The 20,978-nt window shown below is 61.0% G+C and carries 14 protein-coding genes and 1 pseudogene; 6 read left to right on the top strand and 9 right to left on the bottom strand.

Annotation, left to right across the window (positions count from 1 at the left end; genetic code table 11):
- Nucleotides 1–256: 256 nt before the first annotated feature.
- The gene (locus tag EEB13_RS03145) at nucleotides 257–1,642 is read left to right on the top strand and encodes an MFS transporter (protein WP_187328479.1); all 1,386 of its coding nucleotides are present in this window, start codon (nucleotides 257–259) and stop codon (nucleotides 1,640–1,642) included.
- A 501-nt stretch (nucleotides 1,643–2,143) separates the two neighbouring features.
- On the opposite strand, the gene EEB13_RS03140 is transcribed toward EEB13_RS03145, so the two are convergent.
- The 6 genes from EEB13_RS03140 to EEB13_RS03115 form a co-directional block, all read right to left on the bottom strand.
- Entirely contained in the window at nucleotides 2,144–2,365 is a 222-nt protein-coding gene (locus tag EEB13_RS03140) for a hypothetical protein (RefSeq protein ID WP_261984550.1), read from the bottom strand.
- Nucleotides 2,366–2,411: 46 nt separating this feature from the next.
- Entirely contained in the window at nucleotides 2,412–4,460 is a 2,049-nt protein-coding gene (locus EEB13_RS03135) for a phosphocholine-specific phospholipase C (protein ID WP_141484567.1), read from the bottom strand.
- 490 nt (nucleotides 4,461–4,950) lie between these two features.
- Nucleotides 4,951–7,320 carry an acetyl-CoA acetyltransferase gene (locus EEB13_RS03130; protein WP_141484566.1) on the bottom strand — a complete coding sequence of 790 codons (2,370 nt, stop codon included), beginning with the start codon at nucleotides 7,318–7,320 and terminating at the stop codon, nucleotides 4,951–4,953.
- Nucleotides 7,321–7,386: 66 nt separating this feature from the next.
- The gene (locus EEB13_RS03125) at nucleotides 7,387–8,475 is read right to left on the bottom strand and encodes an NAD(P)-dependent alcohol dehydrogenase (protein ID WP_141484565.1); all 1,089 of its coding nucleotides are present in this window, start codon (nucleotides 8,473–8,475) and stop codon (nucleotides 7,387–7,389) included.
- 37 nt (nucleotides 8,476–8,512) lie between these two features.
- Complete coding sequence (locus tag EEB13_RS03120) at nucleotides 8,513–10,006, bottom strand: aldehyde dehydrogenase family protein (RefSeq protein WP_141484564.1); 1,494 nt, start codon at nucleotides 10,004–10,006, stop codon at nucleotides 8,513–8,515.
- Nucleotides 10,007–10,071: 65 nt separating this feature from the next.
- Nucleotides 10,072–12,540 (bottom strand): CaiB/BaiF CoA transferase family protein, encoded by a 2,469-nt coding sequence (locus EEB13_RS03115; protein ID WP_141484563.1) that lies wholly within the window; start codon nucleotides 12,538–12,540, stop codon nucleotides 10,072–10,074.
- Nucleotides 12,541–12,858: 318 nt separating this feature from the next.
- Here EEB13_RS03115 and EEB13_RS03110 point away from each other — a divergent pair, with 318 nt between their 5' ends.
- From EEB13_RS03110 to EEB13_RS31880, 4 genes and pseudogenes are all read left to right on the top strand, one after another.
- Nucleotides 12,859–13,827 carry a LysR family transcriptional regulator gene (locus EEB13_RS03110; RefSeq protein WP_141484562.1) on the top strand — a complete coding sequence of 323 codons (969 nt, stop codon included), beginning with the start codon at nucleotides 12,859–12,861 and terminating at the stop codon, nucleotides 13,825–13,827.
- An 810-nt stretch (nucleotides 13,828–14,637) separates the two neighbouring features.
- A pseudogene (locus EEB13_RS31890) lies at nucleotides 14,638–14,808 on the top strand (DegT/DnrJ/EryC1/StrS family aminotransferase); the annotation flags it as partial.
- A gap of 121 nt (nucleotides 14,809–14,929) precedes the next feature.
- Nucleotides 14,930–15,103, top strand: coding sequence for a hypothetical protein (locus EEB13_RS31885; RefSeq protein ID WP_261984549.1), 174 nt, complete (start codon nucleotides 14,930–14,932; stop codon nucleotides 15,101–15,103).
- A gap of 216 nt (nucleotides 15,104–15,319) precedes the next feature.
- Complete coding sequence (locus tag EEB13_RS31880) at nucleotides 15,320–15,631, top strand: hypothetical protein (protein ID WP_261984433.1); 312 nt, start codon at nucleotides 15,320–15,322, stop codon at nucleotides 15,629–15,631.
- 291 nt (nucleotides 15,632–15,922) lie between these two features.
- Here EEB13_RS31880 and EEB13_RS03100 read toward each other — a convergent pair whose 3' ends face one another.
- Nucleotides 15,923–19,204: a protein kinase domain-containing protein gene (locus tag EEB13_RS03100; RefSeq protein WP_141484561.1), complete on the bottom strand. Its 3,282-nt coding sequence runs from the start codon at nucleotides 19,202–19,204 to the stop codon at nucleotides 15,923–15,925.
- Between the two features lie 278 nt (nucleotides 19,205–19,482).
- On the opposite strand from EEB13_RS03100, the gene EEB13_RS32305 reads away from it, so the two are divergent.
- Nucleotides 19,483–19,950 (top strand): SDR family oxidoreductase, encoded by a 468-nt coding sequence (locus EEB13_RS32305; protein ID WP_141485524.1) that lies wholly within the window; start codon nucleotides 19,483–19,485, stop codon nucleotides 19,948–19,950.
- Here the strand turns inward: EEB13_RS32305 and EEB13_RS03090 are convergent.
- Nucleotides 19,873–20,421: a hypothetical protein gene (locus EEB13_RS03090; RefSeq protein WP_141484560.1), complete on the bottom strand. Its 549-nt coding sequence runs from the start codon at nucleotides 20,419–20,421 to the stop codon at nucleotides 19,873–19,875. The genes EEB13_RS32305 and EEB13_RS03090 overlap by 78 nt on opposite strands.
- Nucleotides 20,414–20,896 carry a flavin reductase family protein gene (locus tag EEB13_RS03085; protein ID WP_261984432.1) on the bottom strand — a complete coding sequence of 161 codons (483 nt, stop codon included), beginning with the start codon at nucleotides 20,894–20,896 and terminating at the stop codon, nucleotides 20,414–20,416. Before EEB13_RS03085 ends, EEB13_RS03090 begins: the two co-directional genes overlap by 8 nt.
- Between the last annotated feature and the right edge of the window lie 82 nt (nucleotides 20,897–20,978).

Genomic DNA, 20,978 nt, shown 5'->3' with positions numbered 1-20,978 from the left:
GTGCAAAACACTTTTGCGAGTCGATGGCGACGGGTGAACAGGATGCATCTGCATCGGATCAACGACTTCGGCATTCAGTGATCGACAGTAGAGGCGCCCCGGATGGGGGACGCTCGTTGTGAACCTTCAAACCGAGATCCGGGATCATCTCAGCATCAACGATGCGACACCGTACGGCTTTCCTCGCAAGCAGAACACGGTGACGCCACACACACACTAATAGATACCTCCTCACCGAATGAGAGATGACAGCGCGATGAACGACGAAAATGCACTCGACGAACACTCACCACCGATTGTGTCGTCGATAGGTGGCAATCTCACCATTGAGGCAACGATTGACCAGATGCCTCGGGTCGGGCTGAGTCGTGGGGGCTGGCTGGCGTTGGTGTTGGCATTCTTCTTCGCCAACTACGACATTGCAGTGTTCCCCTTGATCATTCCCGGTGTGAAAGAAAATCTCGGGCTGGAAAGTGCAGACCTCAGTTGGCCGGTTATGTGGAACCTCATCGGCTACTGTGTAGGCGCGTATTTCATTGGCCGCGTTGCAGATCGCGCTGGGCGTCAGAAGGGCCTATTCCTCACGTTCCTGGTTCTCGGTCTCGGTGGCTTTGCAACCGGAATGGCATGGAACGTCGAATCACTGTCGTTGTTCCGGTTCTTAGCGGGATGCGGCATGGGCGCGGTTATTGCACTGTGTTCGGGCTACATTGGTGAGATGGCCCCGCGCGATCGTCGCGGTGAGTACCTTTCCCGCATCTACCTGATCGGAATGGTGTTGAATCTGGTATGCGGGCTGGTTTCACTTCCAATACTCAACGGATTACACACAGCGGGCTGGCGCTTGTTGCTCATGTTCGGAGGGCTAGTTCTAGTAGTCTTGCCTTTCATCAACTCAAGATCGTTGCCGGAATCGCCGCGCTGGCTCGTTGCACAGGGGCGTGTTGACGAGGCCGCAACAATTGTGCGCCAGATGCAGCGCAATGCCGGTGCCGATCCAAGTGAGGGTTTCGCGGAGACACGCCGCGCAGATCCAGGCGAATCCAGTCTGAGGGCCTTGCTTCGCAAACCACTGCGACGGAGACTCGCGATAGTTCTTGGCTACTGGTTCATCTTCTACATTGCGATGTACGGAGTCGTGAGCTATCTGCCCTTGATACTTGAGGGCGTCGGAATCCAGATGTCTCAAGCACTCGAGATTTCCGCTTATTCCCGTGTTGCACCGATCATTGCGGCTGTGATGGTGGCACTGTTGATCGAACGGATAGAACGTCGCACACTGATTGTTGCGGGAACACTCATCTTCGCCGCTGGCGTCGGCTTGATCATGACCGGTGGAAACACGTTAGGCGCCGTGGGGGCTTTGGTCGCCGCCTACGGGGTCGGCACCATGTCGGCACCAGCATTCATGTATACGGCTGAGGTTTTCCCTACTGCTCAACGCGGTACCGGTACGGCGATCTGTGACGGGGTCGGCCACCTCGGCGGCGCGGTTGCGCCATTCATCGTGCTTCCACTCCTGGCTGGTCCTGGCGGCTACACGACTTGTGCTGTAGTTATCGTTCTGTTGCTGGTCTCAGCCGGGATTATCAGAATGGGTGATCGCACCAAGAATCGAGATCTCGACGCAATTTCTCGATAACAGATCTCATCTACTGCTCGGTGCGGTTTGTCGAGTCGCGAGGAATCAAAAAGTGGTCGCGGGGCAACCGGATACGGCGATAGCCGAATTCGGATGACTCTCACCAACGTGAACTGGCGGGAATCATCGCAGTACCCACGGTTATGGATGGCACTGACTAGCAGCGATGCCGGCGGAAGGACCTGAACAACTTCGGTTGCGGGTATTACCTTGGTGCCGTGCGCATCGCGCACGGCACCAAGCAACGATGAACCCCAGATGAACCCCAGAATTGCAAATCCCGCACGCTTCTGGGCGCTGTCAACTTAACTGAAAGCAATTGGGAATCAAGAGAATTCGGTTACAATGGGACGGAGTTTTTCATGGGACGCGGGTTCAGGCGGCGGGTACGCGGTGACGTCGTTCCAGGTGGCGAATCGGTTGGTCATTTCGGAGCGGTAATCGCTCGGGTGAGCTTGTGTCGGCGGGGCCGGAAGTGCGGCGAAATCGCGCTGAACACCGCTACCGGCACCCTCGGCGCGCGGCCCTGTTTGCGCACCACGTGTGGATCGTCTCGTGCGAGACGACGATGCCGCGGGCGAGCATCAACTCTGCGACATCGCGCAAGCTCAAGGCGAACCTGTAGTACAGCCACACGCAATGCGTGATGATCTCCGCGGGATAGCGGTGCCGTGTGTGCAGCGACCGCGTCGCATCCGCCCGCGTTTCGTCTCCGCGACTCATCCGACCCTCATCCCTGACTCACGGCAGTTAAGTTGACAGAGCCGTGTCACATTCGTTGGCTGACGCTTCCCCGTCCGTTCTCGATATGTCCGGCGAGCCGACGACGGAAGTCCGGATCCTCGTCGACGCTCGCGTCGGCCTCGTACCAGCCGTCCACCGACCGCACCGTCCACGACGCACTACCTCCAGCCGCGATCAAACGACTCTGCCCGTCGATAACGACGGTCAGTTCGCGGGAAGCTGGATTCGCCGCAGTCACATCGAGTACTCCACCCGACGCGTCGACCCGGGTGGACAGTTCGAGCGCAGCTGCCGCGCCTTCGATCGACCCGGCAAATTCGCGTCTGAAACCGTTGGGGCCCAACAGGATCAGGCTGTACTGCGAACCCTCGAGGGCTACGGTGTCGTCAGCCTCCCCGAGGACATCGTAGTGCCGCGGTAGATCGAACTCGTCGGCGTAGGGATACAAGGCCAGGTGCGCCGACTCGGCACCGCCGTTGACAAGGTGCACCGTCAGAGAACGCGCACCGGAGTCCACGGTCGCATACGCGTCCGGCTGATACGGCAAGGCCCGAGCGGGACGGGTACCGCCCTCCTGCACCGGCATGTGCAGCAAGGCCGGTGGAGTCGGGGTCCACCGCGGCTCGAGCGGCGGGGTGGGCTGCGGGCGGACGAGGTTGGGCCGGCTTCGCGGGTTCGCAAAGTCGAAGGCCGACGTCAGGTCCCCGCTGACCGTCCGCCGCCACGGATCGATCTCCGGTTGAGTGATCCCGAATCGCTTCTCCAGGAACCGATTCACCGACGTGTGGTCGAAAACCTGCGAACGCACGAACCCGCCGACGGTCCACGGCGAAATGATCGTCATCGGCACCCGGGGGCCGAGCCCGAGCGGCTGACCCCCTGCCCACTCCGAACCGACCGAGAGCGGCGGACGAGGCGGCGGCACATGGTCGAAGAAGTCATCGTTCTCGTCGAAGTTGACGATCACGGCCGTCTTCGCCCAAATCGCCGGATCGGAAGCGATCGCGTCGAGTACCTGGTGCAGCAGCGTCGCGCTCGCCGCCGGTGACGATCCGGACGGATGCTCCGAATCAACCTCGGACGGAACGAGATAACTGACCTGCGGCAACTGCCCCGACTCGACGTCCTTACGGAACTCGGCGGCAAGCGTGCCCGGCCGTGACCGGTACAGCGCGCGGTCGTACAACTCGCGGTCGGCGGGAGACAGTCCGTCCGCCGCATTCGCGAGGGTGGTCACTGCCGCATCCTGCGCCGCAGCAGGCAACTCGGGCAGCGCGAGGTACAGCCCAGCCAAGGTCCGCAGCTCGTGCGGGATCACGCCGAGTAGCTGAGCCACCACCTTCTTGAAGGTGGTGAAGTACTCCAGGTTGTTGTCTCCGAAGTTGTCCCACTCCTGGTACGTCTTCCAGTCGATGCCGGCGGCTTGTAGCCGCTCCGGAACGGTGCTCCAGTCGTAGCCGGCGTGCCACGGGTTGTAGGCGGCGTTGGTGACGGCGCGACCCCCGGGACCTCCGAATTCCGACGATCCAGCCGAACCGAACGAATCCATCGAACCGAACGAATCCATCGAACCCAACGGATTCAGGCCGGGGGGTTCGAATCCGGTGTACCCGGACAGCCAGTAGTTGCGGTTCGGGCTGGTCGATGTCGGCACCGAGCAGTGGTAGGCGTCGCAGATCGTGAACGCGTCCGCGAGCTCGTAGTGGAACGGCATGTCGCGGCGGTCGTAGTAGGCCGTGGTTGAGGCCGTCTTGGCTTCGATCCAGTCGTCGTGCCAGCCGTCCGCCAGGGCCTTGTGGTCGCCGTCCCAGCTGTGGTCGAGTCCGCTGATGTTCTGGGTGTCCATCTGCTGCGCGGCAGCGGAGTCCCGGATCGGGAACGGGAGCACCGGGCCGTTCGGACCCGGCTGTTCGAACACTGAGGTCCCATGCCGCAATGTCAACGCGTTGGGGTCGCCGAATCCTCTTACACCGCGCAGCATTCCGTAGTAGTGGTCGAACGAGCGGTTCTCCTGCATGACCAGGACTACGTGCTCGATGGAGTCGAGTCCTCCCGGAGGTACCGGCGAAGCCATTGCGCGCTGCAGCGACGGCGACAGCTGCCGCGCCGGCGCCGGCGGTCAAGAACATTCGTCGAGAAAGGGAATTCAAAGGCGCGTGGGCTCCATCGCCAGATCGATCAGTGCAGGGCTTCCAATTTCGGAACTGTAGACCAATCGTCCAGTTCGTCTGGCGGATTTAGCTAAACCCATGATCTGAAGATGCTGGCGAACAACTAGTCAGATGTTGTCAAGTTGTTTGGGGTGCAGCTATTTTCGGGTGCAGCAGGGAAGTCTTTCGCGATCTGGGTCAGCGGAGCTTTGCGTTTGTGGGCAACCGCGACCACGTTCACCGGAAGAGTAGGTCGCTGATTCAACAGAGGAGTAGATCGGGGCGACGTTGTGTCGTATGCCCGACGTGGCGTGGTTGATTCGAACCTATCAGTACATCCAATTCGACGAGCAAACCCCCGAAAGTCCTTAGACGTTCGGGGGTTCACTCACGGTTCGACGGTGCTCTGCAGAATCAGCGGTTCTTCCACTCAGGTGGACGTTTGTGCCCGAACGCCGTCAGGCCTTCGACGAGGTCTTCACTTACCAGTAACTCGTCGAGAGCGGGCGACCGGTGATCGATCGCGTCGACTACGTCAGATACCGCACGAGTCTCATTCATGATCTGAAGTGAAATGCGTACCGACGTAGGTGATCCGGTCAGGATCTCGTCCGCCAACGCACGGGCTCCATCGAGTGCGGTGCCCGCCGGGACGACTCGATTGACGAGGCCGTAAGACTTGGCAGTCTCCGCGGATATCCTGTTGCCGGTCAGGATCATCTCGGTTGCCAGCTTCTCGGGAACGGAGCGTGGCAGCCGAACGAGTCCACCTGCCGCGGCCACGAGACCGACGTTCACCTCGCTGAGCGCGAACTTCGCCGTTTCGTCGGCGACAACCAGATGGCAGGCCAGAGCAATTTCACATCCGCCGCCCATGGCAAAACCGTTGACCGCGGCAATAACGGGTTTGGTCATGTTCCGTCGGCTCGTCAGACCAGCGAAACCGTTCTTGGGCACCCACATGGGTTTCCCGCTCGCCGAGTAACCGAGATCGTTGCCTGCGGAGAAGGATTTGTCGCCGGCTCCAGTGAGGATCGCGACCCAGAGGTCCGGGTCGGCGAAATAGGCGTCGAATATCTGGTCGAGCTCGTCGTTGGCCTGCGGGGTGAGACTGTTGCGTGTCTCGGGGCGATTGATCGTCACTTCGAGGAGATGGCCCGTACGCCGGACTGTGGCGAACTGATAGTCGTTGCGCAGCTGGGGTATGGCTCGCGGACGAAGTTCATCCATGCGCTCCTCCGACAACGTGACGACGTTGCCCGGTCCGAACGACCTCGCGAACACTCTGCTCCCGATCGGCTCCCCGATCTGAAGACGGTCGAGAAGCTCGCTGTCGCCGTCGATGCCGGTGGCCAGGAAGCGGCGTCCGTCGTCGAGGCGACCCACTACGATCCCGAGCACCTTGTCACGTCGGTGCTGAACTGTGTAGGTCTCGATCTCTGCCCAGCCGTCCGCCCGGATTGCGACGAGCACGTTCGGCGCCGAGTCGAGTTCGACCTGCAGGCCGGTGCTGTTGTCGTCCCGTAAGTTCGTCGGTGTGGTCGAGTAGATTCCGGTCGAATACTTGCTCAGCAGACCGCCGTTGGCACCGACGAAGCCGTAAGTCCCTGGTGCCGCGCGAAGCGCCTGCACCACTTCGGCTATGGCATGCATCGAATAGTTGTTGCCGGCACCGCCGAAGAAGGGCAGTCCGCCGGTCAAGGTGAGGTTGCGAGGGTCGTCGGCCTCCAACCCCAGCCCGTCACACACGTTCGACACGGCAATCGGGAAGCAGCTGTACAAGTCGAGCACGTTCAGGTCGTCGACGCCGATGCCGGCGACCTCGAGTGCGTGTAGGGCAGCAGTGATCGCGGCGGGGCTGGTGCCGAGGTCGGCGCGATCGAGCAGGTCCTTCTCACGGAGATCGGCCTGACCGTGCAGGAAGACCCACTTCTCCTGCGGTATCCCGAGTTCGGTGGCGACTGCCACCGACGTCAGCACAACGGCGGCTCCCTGGTTCACCTGGTCGCGTGCAATCAGGAATCTGGGGTACGGGTCGGCGATCATTCTGTTGCGTTCGGTGACGGTGGCCAACTCATCCGCGCTTCGTTCCGTCGGAGCGGCGGCATGTGGGTTCTTCGCCGCCACAGTAGTGAATGGTGCGAACAGTTCACCCATCGATCGCGCATACGCTTCGCGAGTCAACCCGAGACGGGCGCGGCGAGCGTTGTCGAACAACGCGTACTGACTAGGAATGTCGGTGAGCCCGTGGCTTGCCGTATAGCTCGAGGCCAACCCGTTCAATCCGAATCCGCGGTCGTCCAGTTCACCCCCGCGGGTTTCGCCGAAGTCCGGTTTATCGTCGGTTCCCGCGAGGTGACGGGTGGTGGAGATCGCCTCGGATCCGAAGATCAGCACAGCATCCGCGTCGCCGCTCGCGATGGTGCGTGCAAATTCCGTGACGAGATGCTGAGGTGACTGCCCGCCCACGACCTCGAGAATTGCGCGGGTGGGGTCGGCACCGATGCGATCTGCCACTGAACGTGGATAGTTGTCGGACTTCCCCAGCGGGGCCGACGCACCCGGATTCGAAATCTCGAACTGTCGGACTCCGGCAACGGTGTCGAGTCGGGCACCGACCAGGGCGGGGTCGACGCCCGTATCGGCGAGCGCGGCATGTGCCGCCTCTGCTGCGAGTCCGACTGCAGACAGTTTTCGGTAGTCGGGATCGTCGAGACGTTCGGACGCTTGGCCCACGCCCACCAGAACCGGTGTTCGGGGATCGATATCATGAAGTGAGTTCATCGGTTCTGCTTCTCCTGCAATAGATGTCATGTTGAATGAGTGTTCGGGCAACCAGGGCGCACAGGTTCAGAAGATGAGAATCGGTTTGACCGTTGCCCCGGTCGCAGCTCGCACGGCCTCGTTGATCGTCTCGAAGGCGTACGTCGTCACCACCTTCTCCAACGGAAACTTTCCCTCGGCATACCAGGCGAGCAGACGTGGAATCAGAATCGCCGGATCGGCATCACCCTCGATGCAGCCACGGATCGTCTTTCCTGACATGATGATGTCGGAGACGTCGAAACTCACTTCTGGTTGGCCGATGCCCACCAGAACCAGAGTTCCCAGGGGTCCGAGTACGTGTGCGGCTGTACGTATCACCTGGGGAACGGCCGTGGTGTCGATCGCCGCCGTCGGTCTCTCTTTCGTCAGTGCGCGAACCTTTTCCGACAGATCGGGATCGGAACCGTTGAATGCGTGTGTAGCGCCGACGTCGAGAGCGAGTTGTCGACGCTCGGCGTGGAGATCGACCGCGATGATCGTCTCCACGCCGAGTGCCGAAGCCGCCATCACTGCAGCAATTCCGACTCCGCCTGTACCGAAGACGGCCAGGCTCGAACTCGGTTCCGGATCGACGATGTTGACGACTGCACCGGCCCCAGTCTGAAATCCGCATCCCAGTGGAGCAACCATTGTCAAATCCACGTCAGGTGGCACGACGATCACATTCGTGCGTCGGGCTATCGCGTGTCGCGCGAAACTGGACTGGCCGAAGAAGGACGCCCATACCTCGGTTCCGTCCAGAGTGGTCAGTGGTGACGTACCGTCGAGCCGCATCCCCGAGGCATTGCGCAGACCGAATTCCTGGCAGTAAGCCTGATTCCCGGCAGCGCATCTCGGGCATCGACCGCAGCTGTCGAAACCGATCACCACGTGATCGCCCACTCGGACACCGGTGATTTCGGATCCGATTCTCTCGACCACACCTGCGCCCTCGTGCCCGTAGACAGCTGCGACACCAGGTGTCGAGACGGCCTTGACGCCGAGATCGGTGTGGCATATTCCGGTCGCGACGAGCCGAATCAGTATCTCGTCCGAGCGTGGATCGGAAATCTCGATCTCGTGGAGTTCGAACGAACTGTTCGGACCGGTGGAAATGGCGGCGGTGGTGCGCATGGTGAACCTTTTCGGGTGGTCGAGTCGACGTGGAGCCTCAGGACTTGCTCAGGCGCTGCTGGATTGCGTCCAGGGCGTAACCAATTGCAGCCCCGATGGTTTCGGCTTCGACGTCACCGGCGGGCGGAATGAATCGGGCTGCCAACGCGGTCTCAGTGGTACTGGCCGTCACGGTTCGGTGGTGTGAGAAGGTGTCGAATCCTACTTTGCCGCTGTACGCCCCCATTCCGCTTCGCCCGATTCCTCCGGACGGAGCTCCTTCGACGCCCCAGTGGACGACGAGGTCGTTCCGGGTTACTCCACCGGATGTGGTGCGGCGTATGTACTCTCGGAAGTCAGCGCTGTCGGATCCGAACCAGTACGCCGCCAGTGGGCTGGGTTGCGCGTTGATGTGGTCGATCGCTTCGGTGAGCTCGTCGTAGGGGTACACGACGATGACTGGGCCGAATATCTCTTCGGCGGCAATTGCCATCTGGGATGTGACATCGAGCAGCAGGGTTGGCGCGATTCGTCGAGATGCCCTGTCCGGAAGGGACTTCTGATCCTCGTCTGCGACGAGGGAGATCGCGCGTGCCCCCTTGCTCACCGCGTCGTCGATAAGCGCAGTGACTCGATCGAAGTTGCGGTCGTTGACGATCGTGACGACGCCGGGGTTGTTCGGGTAGTCCGCGAAGTGATTCTCGACAGAACTGCGGTATTCGTTCACGAAGTCGTCGACTTTCGCGCGAGGCACGAAGACGTAGTCCGGGCACAAGCAGATTTGTCCGCCATTCATCATTCGAACACCCGAGATGCGCTCGGCAGCAAACGCGACGTCGGCGTCGTCACCGAGGACCACCGGATTCTTTCCGCCCAGTTCGAGAGTCACCGGTACCAGATTCCGGCCCGCGTTTTCGGCGACGAGGGCGCCGACGGCTGGTGACCCGGTGAAGATGATGTGATCGAAAGCCAGATCCGAAAATGTCGATGCCGTCGACACTCCGCCTCTGATCACCACCACTTCCTCCGGGGACATTCTCGTGGCAATCGCCTTGGCGAACACGTCTGCGGTTCTCGACGGGATCTCGGAAAACTTGATCATGATCCGATTTCCGGCTGCCAGCGCCTCAATGGCCGGATGTACGACCAGAAGTACCGGGAAGTTCCACGGTCCGATGACCCCGACCACGCCCTTCGGCCGGATCTGCACGAAGGTTGGAGTGCCCGCAGCATCCGAGCCGACCACCTCCTGATCTGCCATCCACTCGTCGATGTTGTTTCGGATGTGCTCCACTCCGGGGATAACTCCGGCTATGTCGCTGAGCAGGCTCGCAATTCGTGGACGATTTCCGAAATCGGCGTCGAGGGCCTCGGTCAACTCGTCGACGTGCTCGAGGACGGAGGCGAGAAACCGGTCGATCCGATCGAGTCGAACTTCGGCAGACGGCGGACCGTCGGCCAGGAAGTCGTCGCGCTGTGCGCGCAGCAATTCGAGCTGACGGTTCGCGGAAGGATCGACAGGTACGACGCGATGGGTGGGGATGACGGTCATGGCGCTGTTCTTTTCTGTAGTTTGCTCTGGTGTTCGCGGTGACCGTCGGCACGGTGACCGGGTTTTCAGGAGTTTGTGACGGACCGGTTGTCGGTGTCGATCGGAGGGAGTTCTTCCTCGAGGACGCCAGCGGCGATCATGCGGTCGATGTCGTCGTTGGACAGGCCGAGAAGGGTCGACGCGATTTCGCGGGTCTGCTCGCCGAGAAGCGGAGCCGGTCGTAACTCCACATCGGGAATGTTTTCGAAGTGCGCCGGTGTGTTCTCGCTCGGCAGGAGACGATCGATCAACGGATGCCTTGCGACTCTGAAGGTTTGGCGTGCCCGCAGGTGCAGATCTTCGGGTAGTTCCGGAAGCCTCAGCATCATGGCGCCCGGGACTCCGCTTTCCTGGAGTAGATCGACTGCTGCCCGTGGTGATCGACTGCGGGTCCAGTTCTCGATGACGGCGTCGAGTTCGGCGCGGTGTTCGAGGCGTTTCGTCGCAGTCTCGAATCGGGGGTCGGACACGAGTTCGATCGAGCCGATGCACTTGGCCAGTCGTTCCCAGTCGTCGGAGTCGCGGACGTCGATCACGATCCATTCGTCCGTGCCTGCGGCGGGATACAGTCCGCTCGGTGCGTTGCAAGTTCCTCTGTCCGACTCCGTGCCGATGCGTACCGATGCGCTGGCAAACAGATCCGAGTGTTGAGCCAGAATCACTTCGGCTTGGGCCACGCTCACTGTTCCACCACGGTTGGTTTTGAGGCGTCGGACAAGCTGCGCGAGAACACCTATCGCGGAAACTCTTGCCGCTGCGTGATCAGGATAGATGGTGGAGGCGTCAGCGAATCCGCCGTTGGCGTTGTCGTACTTCCAAGCCAGGCTCAGGCCGGTCGAGGCGCGGACCAGCGGACCGTATCCGAGCCGGGCGTTCCAAGGCCCGCTGTTACCGAAGGCGCTCGAGTCGGCAACGACGATCCGAGGATTGATCCGGGACAGCTCCTGATAGGACAAGCCGAGTTTGTCCATTGTTCCTGGTTTGAAGTTCGAGAGGACGACATCAGATTGTTCGACGAGAGATGCGATGTAGGTACGGCCTTCGGGAGAGCGAAGGTTGATACCGATGCTCTTCTTGTTTCGGTGGCCCCAGGCGAAGACCGGAGTGATGAGTGCGCCGGACATGGACTGTCGGCTACCGTCACGGAAGGCGGTGTTTTCGATCTTGATCACCTCGGCGCCCATGTCGGCGAGAAGTCGACCTGTTTCGCCACCTGCGACGATGACGCCGAGATCGAGTACCCGAATTCCGTCCAGCGGTCGCCGTCGGACGGGGTTCGCTCGTGGCGAGTTCGCCGTCGACGGGCCGGCCAGCGGCGGTAGATCGGAGAAAATCTCGGTGTCGTACTCGCCGCGTCGCGGTGCCCGCCTGCGAATTCCGGCTCGTGTGCCGTCAATCTCCATCAGTCCGTTCGGGATTCGGAGTGTGCCCAGGGGAGTGGGGACCGCAGCGAAAGCATCTCGCGCCGAGTAGTGTTCGGAGTCGAGAACCTCCGCGAAGTCGAGTAGTTCGCCGCACGGCACACCGAATTGTTGGCCTTCCGTCACCGCCTGCGTGCGACTCTTGGAAGAGAGGAATGCTTCGATTGCGGGATACAGCGTGCCAACTGCGGCGTATCTGTGTTTCAGTTGACCGAGTTCGGGATCCGCGAACTCAGCAGGCCTACCCATCCATTCGAACATCCCTTGCCATTGCCGAGGGCTGAGGATGCACAGGCGTACGTATCCGTCCGCGCACGGGAAGATCGGGTACAGATGGCTCGAATCGGGTCGTCCGCGGGGGCCGTCGGATGTCGGTACGCCGCCGGCCGCCGATCCTGCCATGCCGAATCCCGGATCGATGATCTGAACGGTGCTTTCGAACACCGAGACGTCGACGTCGTCTCCCGAATCGGTCAGCAGCCGGTTGTAGTAGGCGAGCAACGCGGCCCATGCGGTGGTGACCGCAGCCGATTCGAGTGCGATCGGTCCGGGAGGAACCAACGGCGGGCGCCCGGGCAGACCCGACCGTGACAACACACCTCCGAGAGCGACATGGACCAGCTCCGTTGCCGTCCAGTTCCGGTACGGTCCGGTGCGGCCGAAATCGCTGAATGACACGATCACCAGGGTCGGGAACTCCCGCCGAAGCGCCGCCGGTTCCAGACCGAGATCGGTCAGTCTGTCCACTCCGAGACCCTCGATGAAAATGTCTGCCGTTTGCAACAGTCGTCGTAGGATGCCGATGCCGGCAGTCGTGTCGAGGTCAAGCGACACCGAGCGCTTGTTCGCATTGTGGGTCTCGTGACGGACGTCGAGTCCGGCGAACTCCTGAAGCTCGGCGGACGGCCGATCGACTACGATCGGCTCGACTCGAATGACGTCGGCTCCCAGATCGGCGAGGATACGTGGACCCATCTCCCCGCTCTGCCCGGTGAGGTCTACGACCCGGACGTTTGCCAAGGGAAGGTCGTGTTCGTTCGGCAGATCGGGCGCGGTGTCCTGCGGCATGCTCATGTGGGGAATTCCTTTCGTGACGGAACTCGTGTCCGGGACCGAGGGGAAGCTACCGGTGTGTCCGGCATGTGGACACTGGGTGCCGTCGCCTGCGCGTTTTCGTGAATGCAATTGCTGCAGTGTGGAATTGGGGGCGGCTGTGGGTCGCGACATGGCTGTGGATCGCGACAAGGCCGGGTCTTCCTGCTGCTCGTTCAACGATCACACGAATGTGGTCGCGGTGGCCATCACTCATTTCGACGCTCACATATGCTGCAAAACGCAACGTGTAGGAATTCCCGAGTTGACTACTGCTCGACCGACGAACATTCTCGATGAATGGATCTATCGCACCTGAGGTGTTTCGTTGCCGTTGCAGAGGAGCTGCATTTCGGTAGAGCCGCTGCCAGAATGCACCTCACGGCGTCGCCGGTGAGCCGGATGATCAAAGAACTCGAACGCGAACTCGGTGGCGAACTGTTCGTCCGCCGTTACCACGAGGTGCAAGTGACACCGTTGGGCCGGGCACTGCTCGATCGAGTCCGCGACGTCCTTCGTGGTATCGACCAACTCGGCGTCGTCGCAGCGGAGTTCGTCAACAGCAACCGGGTGATGCGTATCGGGGGAACACACCGCGCGCCGCCCGCGATGACCGACAGTTTCATAGCAGTCGTCGAAGATGCGGCGGCGCCGTGTTCCGTGGATTTCGTCGTCGCTCACTCTGCGGATCTGATTGCCGACGTCGAGAAGGGTGATCTCGCAGCTGCCCTCGTTCATCTACCCATCAACACCGATCTGCTGGACAGCGTGATTATCGGTTCGTACTCGTTCGTGGTCGCCATGCTCGCCGACGATCCATTGGCGAGTAGCGAAGTGCTCGCGCTCGAAGATCTCGCTCATCGCACACTGACGGTGCCGCCCGTGACCCCTCAGCCTTTCGCGATGCGTCGAGTGCGCCAGCGTTTCGTGGATTCCGGGATCAAGAAGTTGCACCGGATGCCCGACTACGACACGGTGCTCCTGGCGAGTCATATCAGGCGCAACAAGGGCATCACAATTTCTTTGCACCCCTCGACCGGTGGCGCAGCCGGAATCTTTGCCGATCCGGGATTCGCCGTGGTTCCGTTGAGTGACGACCTCGAACTGCACGTGGGTGTCGTCTGGAATCGAGAGTTGGTCGACCTGGATCCGCTTCTGCAGTCCGTTGTCGCGTCGATCAAAGCCACCTGGACGGCTGAAAGCGTGGGCGGTGACGCCGAAGTTCTGACGACGCCGAGTTCTACGGTCCGGGTTGCAGGACCGGCTTGACCACCTCGCCGCGCGACGACGCGACTTCGACCTCGTTGAACTTGCTCAACGGTAACGTGGTGAAAATGGTGTCGAACGGAAAACGGCCTTCCTTCCAGGTCGATCAGCCGTGGAATGAACGTCTTCGGATCGACACTGCCCTCGAACGAGCACCGGAAATGCCATCTCCACCGCAGCAGCCGAGTAGTCGGCTACTCCAGTTCAACGGTGCGCCCATCGGGTCGACACGATTCGTCTAAGCCCCTCGAACGACCGGCCCGGCTCTATAGAAACCCAATTAGTGCTTATTCTCGTCAACATCGACGGGATTCGTGAGTCTAGTAGAGCAGTGAAAAACATTGTTGGACAATAATCTTGGAGCGACACTGGGGCTGTTGTTGAGTTCGTTCTCGACGGTCAGCAGTGGCTCCGTCGAATCGATAGTGAGGTCGGTGACCTTCGGAAAGTAGTCACGCAACAACCCTTTGGCGTTGTAGTTCGAGCCGCGCGGCCAGTGCAGTTTGGATGGAATCGCCGTCACGGAGGGTAGATGCAGCAACCGAACCGTGCGTGTCTGGCGCTCGACGAGCCCGCTGATTGCGGATAGGTTGTGCGCGCCGGTGAGCGAAAGCTATCCGGGCTGGTTGATAGCTCGATAAATGCTCTCGTGGCACAACCACAACCACAACCACATCCGCGGATCGTCGGGGAATCGCACCCGCAGATGGCCGGCTGATCTGCCGCGGACTCCACCGCTGCGACAACAACTCCGCCACCCACGCTGCAAGTCGGGTTTGATCGACAGGCGTCGCCGATGCTGGCGGGCTCGTCGTGTCGTGGCACGTCGATGGGCCAAGATCGGCCGGCAGCTGCCCGGTGTTCGTGGACATCGAGCCCAACACGTTCACCGTCGACGTCACCAAGATCGAGGCCATGGTCACCGAGAAGACCGGTGCAATCCTGATGCTGAACCTGGCCGGCAACTGCCCAGACTGGGATGCTATCCGTGACATCGCAGATCGCCACGGGCTCAAGGTCATCGAGGACTCGTGCGACGCGTTCGTTCCACCCTGCGAGGAACACCTACCGGTGCTCGGGCCGACATCGTCGTTACCACTTCTCGATGGCGCACATCATCACGTGCGCCGGAACCGGCGGCATGGTCCTGGTCGACGACGAAGCGAGTTGCGACAAGGCGCCACTACTTCGCCGTTGGGGCCGACGTAGCGAGCCGAACCTGTTCGGCAGCACCAAGACCGGACGCGTGTTCCGTGAAGAGCTCGACGGTGCCGACTAAAACAACGACGTCATCTTCGAGCTCATGTCGTGGAACTTGAAACGTCCGAACTCGATGCCGCTACAGCGTCGTGCAGCGCGACAAGCTCGAGGAAGACTACAAGACGCGTAAGGCAACTTTCGCGGCGGTTACTGTCGCGTACAGTGCGCATCCGGGGTTCTTCACTCCGCGAGTAGAACTGGACGTCGGGATACGGCCTGGCTGTGCTACCCGGTGATGATCAACGACGACGCACCCTTCACGCGTAGCGATATGCGGAAAGCCATCGAAGCAGACGGCATCGATAGGCGAACAGTGTGGAGCGGCAACGTTACTCGCCACCTCATGATGGACAACATCGAATACTGTGAGCCGGACGAGGGACTTCCGGTCGCCGACGCAGTCTTCGAGCACGGCATGGCACTCGGTACGAGTCACGGACTCACCGAAGACGAGGTTGTTCGGATCACGGAGAGCAATAACCGCTTCACCTCGAAGTGGAAGGGAACTAACTTCTGGGCACTGGGGCGGTCCGTGCTGAGCCTCTGAATCTGGTCCTACATAGGTAGCCGTGCGTCGTTGCCGAGATGTGGCCTGCTGTTTGGTTGCATCGTCGAAACTCGTTGTGAATAACTATGGTTCAGAATTCTGTGTTGTTGGCCTTCGGTTGAATCGCAACACCTGAGGCGCCGCCGAGTTCGCGGCAGATCCTGTCGATTCCGTCGAGTACGTGCGTTTGCGTCGTCGGCGGTGTGAGGATGCCTGTCCAATCGCCGGAGCTGGTCGGGATTCCAGCAAGGACAAGTAGGTACGTGCACCTTGTGGGTTAGGCCTGTGTAGTCAGTCCGGTTTGTTTTGTTTCTGATCGACCACCCAGGTTGCGATCTGGGCACGTGACGTGTACCCGAGTTTGGTGAGAATATGTTCGACGTGCCCTTGTGCGGTTCGCTGCGAGATCACCAACTTGGTCGCGATCGCCTTGTTGGTCAATCCTTGAGCGACAAGCTCGGCGACCTGCGTCTCCCGCTTGGTCAGTTCCGTCACGGATCCCTTGCCGGTAATCTTGGCGGGGGGTTGCTCGCCCAGTGCGTACGCGACCGCAGCATCGAATCCCATCTGTCGTCCCTTCCTGTGAGCAGTTTCGAATGCCCGCTCTCCCAACATGTTTTGAGCCGTCCGTTCGGATTTCTCGTGGTTTTGGAGTGCAAAGGGAAGTAGGAATGCGCCACCATCTAAGGAACTTCCCAGTTTCTCTGCTGCCCCCATCAACACCGCAGCGCGTTGCGCGTTCCTGTCCTCTGCAGCGATCCAGGCTAGCGTCTCCAAACACGAAGCAGACGACATTGGGTTGTTCGTTTGCCGAATAAGGCGCAGTGCCTGTTCGAGCAGCTTCACGGCTCGCGCCCGATCACCTTCGCGCCACACAGCTACGCTCAAGGCCCACAACCCAAATGCGCGAAACAGCCATTCACCATGCGATTCGGTGACAGCCAGGGCCCGCTCATGGCAAGTTATGGCCCGGGTTGTGTCGCCGAGCATTTCGTAGGTCATCCCAAGGAAGTGCAGAGTGCTGACTTGGAGGACGGGGTCGGCATGAGAGTCGAGCATCTCGAGCGCGATCTCCAAGTTCGTGCGAGCGCGATGAGCATCGCCGCTATAGAGCGCTAAGAGGCCAGCGGCTTCGGGGATGCGAGCCGCGATCGCCGGATCGTCGACAGACTCGGCGAGCTCTCGCATCTCCTCCACTATGTTGGTTGCCGCATGCAGATCTCCCTGCACGGCGGCATACATGATTGCGGTGTAGAGCGCCTTGACGCGTCCGGCTTTTGACGGTCCGGGTTGCTTCGCGAGGAGTTGGTCGAGGTACTTCCTTTGCGTGCTGTGCAGTCCTCTCGACATTGTGAACTGGAACAGCGCCGCGGCCATGCGCAGTCCGTGCTCCGTCTCGGTGCCCTCGGTCAGGCAAAATTCCATCGCCTCTCGTAGGTTTGGTTGTTCTCGTTCCAGTCGGCTGATCCACTCGAGTTGCCGGGAACTGATCCAATCGGCGTCCGCGTCGAGGGCGAGTTGTTCGTACCAATCTCGGTGCCGCTGGCTCACTGTCAGCGATTCGCCCATCTGTTGTAGTTTCTCTCGGCCGTAGTCGCGAAGTGTGTCGAGCAGCCGCAGCCGGACCACGGAACCCTGTTCTTCGCGGATCAGGATCGACTTGTCCACCAGCGACGACAACGAGTCGAGTAGGGGATCTGCGGGTTGGTCGTCGCCGCAGATGCCCTCCGCGGCGTCGAGCCCGAATGTGCCGGCGAACACCGACAATCTCGCCCATAATCGCTGTTCCGGCGGAGTGCACAATTCGTGACTCCAGTCGATGCTCCACCATAGTGTCCGCTGTCTGGTCGGAGTTCCGCGGCTGCCTCGGTTCAACAAGGTGAATCGGTCGTTCAGACGTTGCAGGATCTGATCGGGTGACATCATCCGTAGCCGTGCCACCGCGAGTTCGATTGCCAGCGGTAGCCCGTCGAGACGGGCGCAGATCCGGGCCACCGTCGCCGCATTGGCCTCGGTCACTTCGAACCCTTCTACCTTTGCTGCGGCGCGGTCGGCGAACAATGCCACCGCGTCGCAGCGCAGCAAGCTCCGCAATGACGGCTCTGCGTCGGGTGCGGGAACGGTGAGCGGGGCCACCAGGTGCACCGATTCTCCGGTGATCCCCAATGGTTCGCGGCTGGTGGCGAGGATCCGTAATCCGGGGCTTGTCTGCAGCATTGTGTCGACCAATTCCGCCACTCCCTCGACCATTTGTTCGCAGTTGTCGAGTACCAGTAGCAGCTCGCGCGTGCGTAGGAACTCAGCCAGGATTTCCCGCACCGGCCGCGCCGGTTGATCCCGCAGGCTCAAGGCGGCCGCAACCACGCTCTCGGTCAAAGTCGCGTCATGCACCTCGCCGAGTTCGACCAGCCATACCCCGTCCGGGAAATTCTTGCGGACGGTTGACGCGACTTTCAGTGCGAGCCGGGTTTTGCCGACCCCGCCGACTCCGGTCAGCGTCAGCAGCCGAGAAACCGACAGTAGGGTCTTGGTCTCCGAAACTTCTGTTCGGCGGCCCACGAAGCTGGTTAGCTCCAGAGGAAGGTTCCCGGTGATGTTCTGCCGTGCGAGTGTGTACCATTTCGGTGCCGGTTCTGGTGGGTTGTCCAGCATTTGCCCTGACTGTGGCCTTGGATCAGCGAGTAGCGACATCTCGTCGACTTGCAGGCCATGGTTGCCCTGTAGTTGTCGGAGTGCTTCACCGAGCGCGGCCGCTGTGGGGCGCTGATCCGGGTCGCGGGACATCGCATGCTCGACTACCTCGCAGACGTCGTCGTCGACACCACTCTCACGGAGGTCCGGTACCGGTTGTGTGGTGATTCGCAGAAACTGCGCCACCACCTGCTCTCCACTGTGCCGTTCGAAGGCCGCGTGTCCGGTGAGTGCGCAGAACAACGTCGCGCCGAGACCGTAGACATCGGAGGAAGCGCTCGGTGGCTCTCCACCGAGTACTTCCGGTGCGGTGAATGCCGGCGATCCGGTGACGGTGCCGGTAGCGGTCTTGAAGCCTCCGGAAATGTGTGCGATCCCGAAGTCGGTCAGGGCCGGTTCGCCGTAGTCGGTGAGCAGGATGTTCGCGGGTTTGATGTCGCGATGCAGGATGTCGAGGTGGTGTGCCGTTGCCAGGGCGCCAGCCATTTTCACGCCTAGCCGGAGCATTTCTTCCCATGCGAGCGGGCCGTGGCGGCGGATTCGGGCTTCGAGTGAGTCTTGCGGGTAATAGGGCATGACCAGGTAGGGACGGCCACTGTCGGTGGAGCCGACTTGCAGGACGTTGACGATGTTCGGGTGCCCGGTGAGCCGGCCCATGGCTTGCTGTTCCCGGAAGAATCGTGCCAGGTTCGCTTCGTCAAGGTCGGTGGTGAGGACCTTGACTGCCACTGTGCGGTCGAGGAGGGATTGGGTGCAGCGGTAGACGACCCCGAACCCGCCGCGGCCGATCTCTTCGGCGTCGTGGAATCCTGCAGCACTCAATTCTTCGGTGACTGCGATGGACACGTCACGGCCGGTGCGGAACGGATCGTTCTCCATCATCAGTTATCCGCCCATCCGCACTCTCTGAGCCACCCGGACCACATGCGCTTACCTCGCAACTTCTCCCAGAGTATCGCTTGCTGACGTGACTGGCGGACACTGAATTGAAGATCGAACAGACCCTGACGTGACGGTGGCGGCGACTTAAGGATGACCCGTAGCGCCGCGGGGGTTCGAGGACTGGTTGAAAGGCGCAGTCAGGTTGTCGGAAGCCCAGCATCGAAGCCTGTTTGGGGCAGTGCGTGTTCGACCGGCGATGGCACGGGGCTTCAGTGGCGATGTGCGGCCGGGGCCGGGCGCGCTTCCGTTGGGCGTACGACCCGGTCGTAGAGGACGAATCGCGTTGTCGGGTCGAACCGCAGTCGGCCCTGTGCCGAGTGCCGGTGGGTCCAACGCGCGCACAAGCGCACGCGGGCAAGACAATCCCCCGACATCAGACACACCCCGACCGATCGACCTGCAACGTGCAGCCGCACAACTCGCCGCCCATGTACCGACAGTATGTCGTAGCGGTGTTCCCCAAACTAGCTGCGCTGCTATACTTTTCGATTAACGTGACAGTGCCGTACGACGTATCGATTCGGCACGCACTCGAGGCTCAGACTTCGAACGGCAAGTGGGCAACGCCCCAGCAGATTGCCGATACCGTTCTATTCCTTTCATCTGGGTTATCGGATCACCTCTGCGGAGAAGTCATCGCGGTCGATGGAGGTTGGCTGGCCGGCACACCTGTCCAGGTCGGCTGATCGAATGATCTCGAGCGTCCATCCTGGGACGCTCGCGATCACCTCAAAGCCGGACGCAGAAATGTGGCTGGCGACCTCGTCGCTGTAGGTGACCGAGTCCGGTGTGAAAAGCACTGCGCCCTGCGCAACTCCAGCACGGACTGCGTCGGCAATCAGGCCGGCGATATTCCTTGCCGGCCACCTTGCCCAGATGGCACTGGTCCTGTCGGTTGTACCGCCGAGTGCTCGCCACGCCTTATTGGCGACATATGTGGGGGCCTCCTCGTCATGGATTCGCAGCAACGGATGGGGTCGGCGTTGGTGATCGTCTGGTTCAAGGTGCTTCGACTGGTTCGACGCGGTGCGCAGATTGTCGGCCGACAGTACATGCGGATAGGTTTCCGCGCGTACTTCATGCACTGGGGCAAAACGAATTCGAGTACTCGGCGGAACGACAATCAGGGTGAGCGGACCGTAGCGAGCGTCAGTCATGCCGGATCCCGGCGAACTTACTCTTGTGAAATATCAAGGGCATTGAATCGGCGTTGGTAGCGAGCCGTTGAACTTGCACAAGGACGAGCGAATGATCGCCGGCTGGTATCTCCGCGACTGATACGCCTTCGAACCAGGCCGCCGCATTTTCGATGAAGATCGCATCGTTGTCCGAGGCAGTAAACGCGACATCGCTGAGCCTCTGGTGTGCGAGCCCTTTGGATAACTTGGTGCCTACTGACGTGTGCTGTTCTGCCAGGATGCTACCGCCGATGGATCGAGCCTGCCGGAGCAGCGGCCAGGTCTCCGATTCGTTCCGAATCGAGATGGTGATCAGCGGTGGGTCGATGGAGACATTCGTGAAGGAGCTGACCGCCATCCCAACCGGTTGAGAGTCGACCACCGCGCCGACGGCCAAAACGCCGCTGGGAATGTGACCGAAGAACGAACGCAAGGTTGGTTGATCGACAGACATTGACCATTCCATAGTTACTCCCAGGTAGTGCGGCGGTGCGTGAGGCGATATGAACATCTAAGAGCCTCGCCCAGCCGACGTA

Source organism: Rhodococcus sp. WS3 (assembly GCF_003797085.1).
In the GTDB taxonomy this organism is placed as follows: Bacteria; Actinomycetota; Actinomycetes; order Mycobacteriales; family Mycobacteriaceae; genus Rhodococcus_F; species Rhodococcus_F globerula.
Note: the sequence above shows the minus strand (reverse complement) of the source record. Positions and strands in the feature narration are given on the sequence as shown.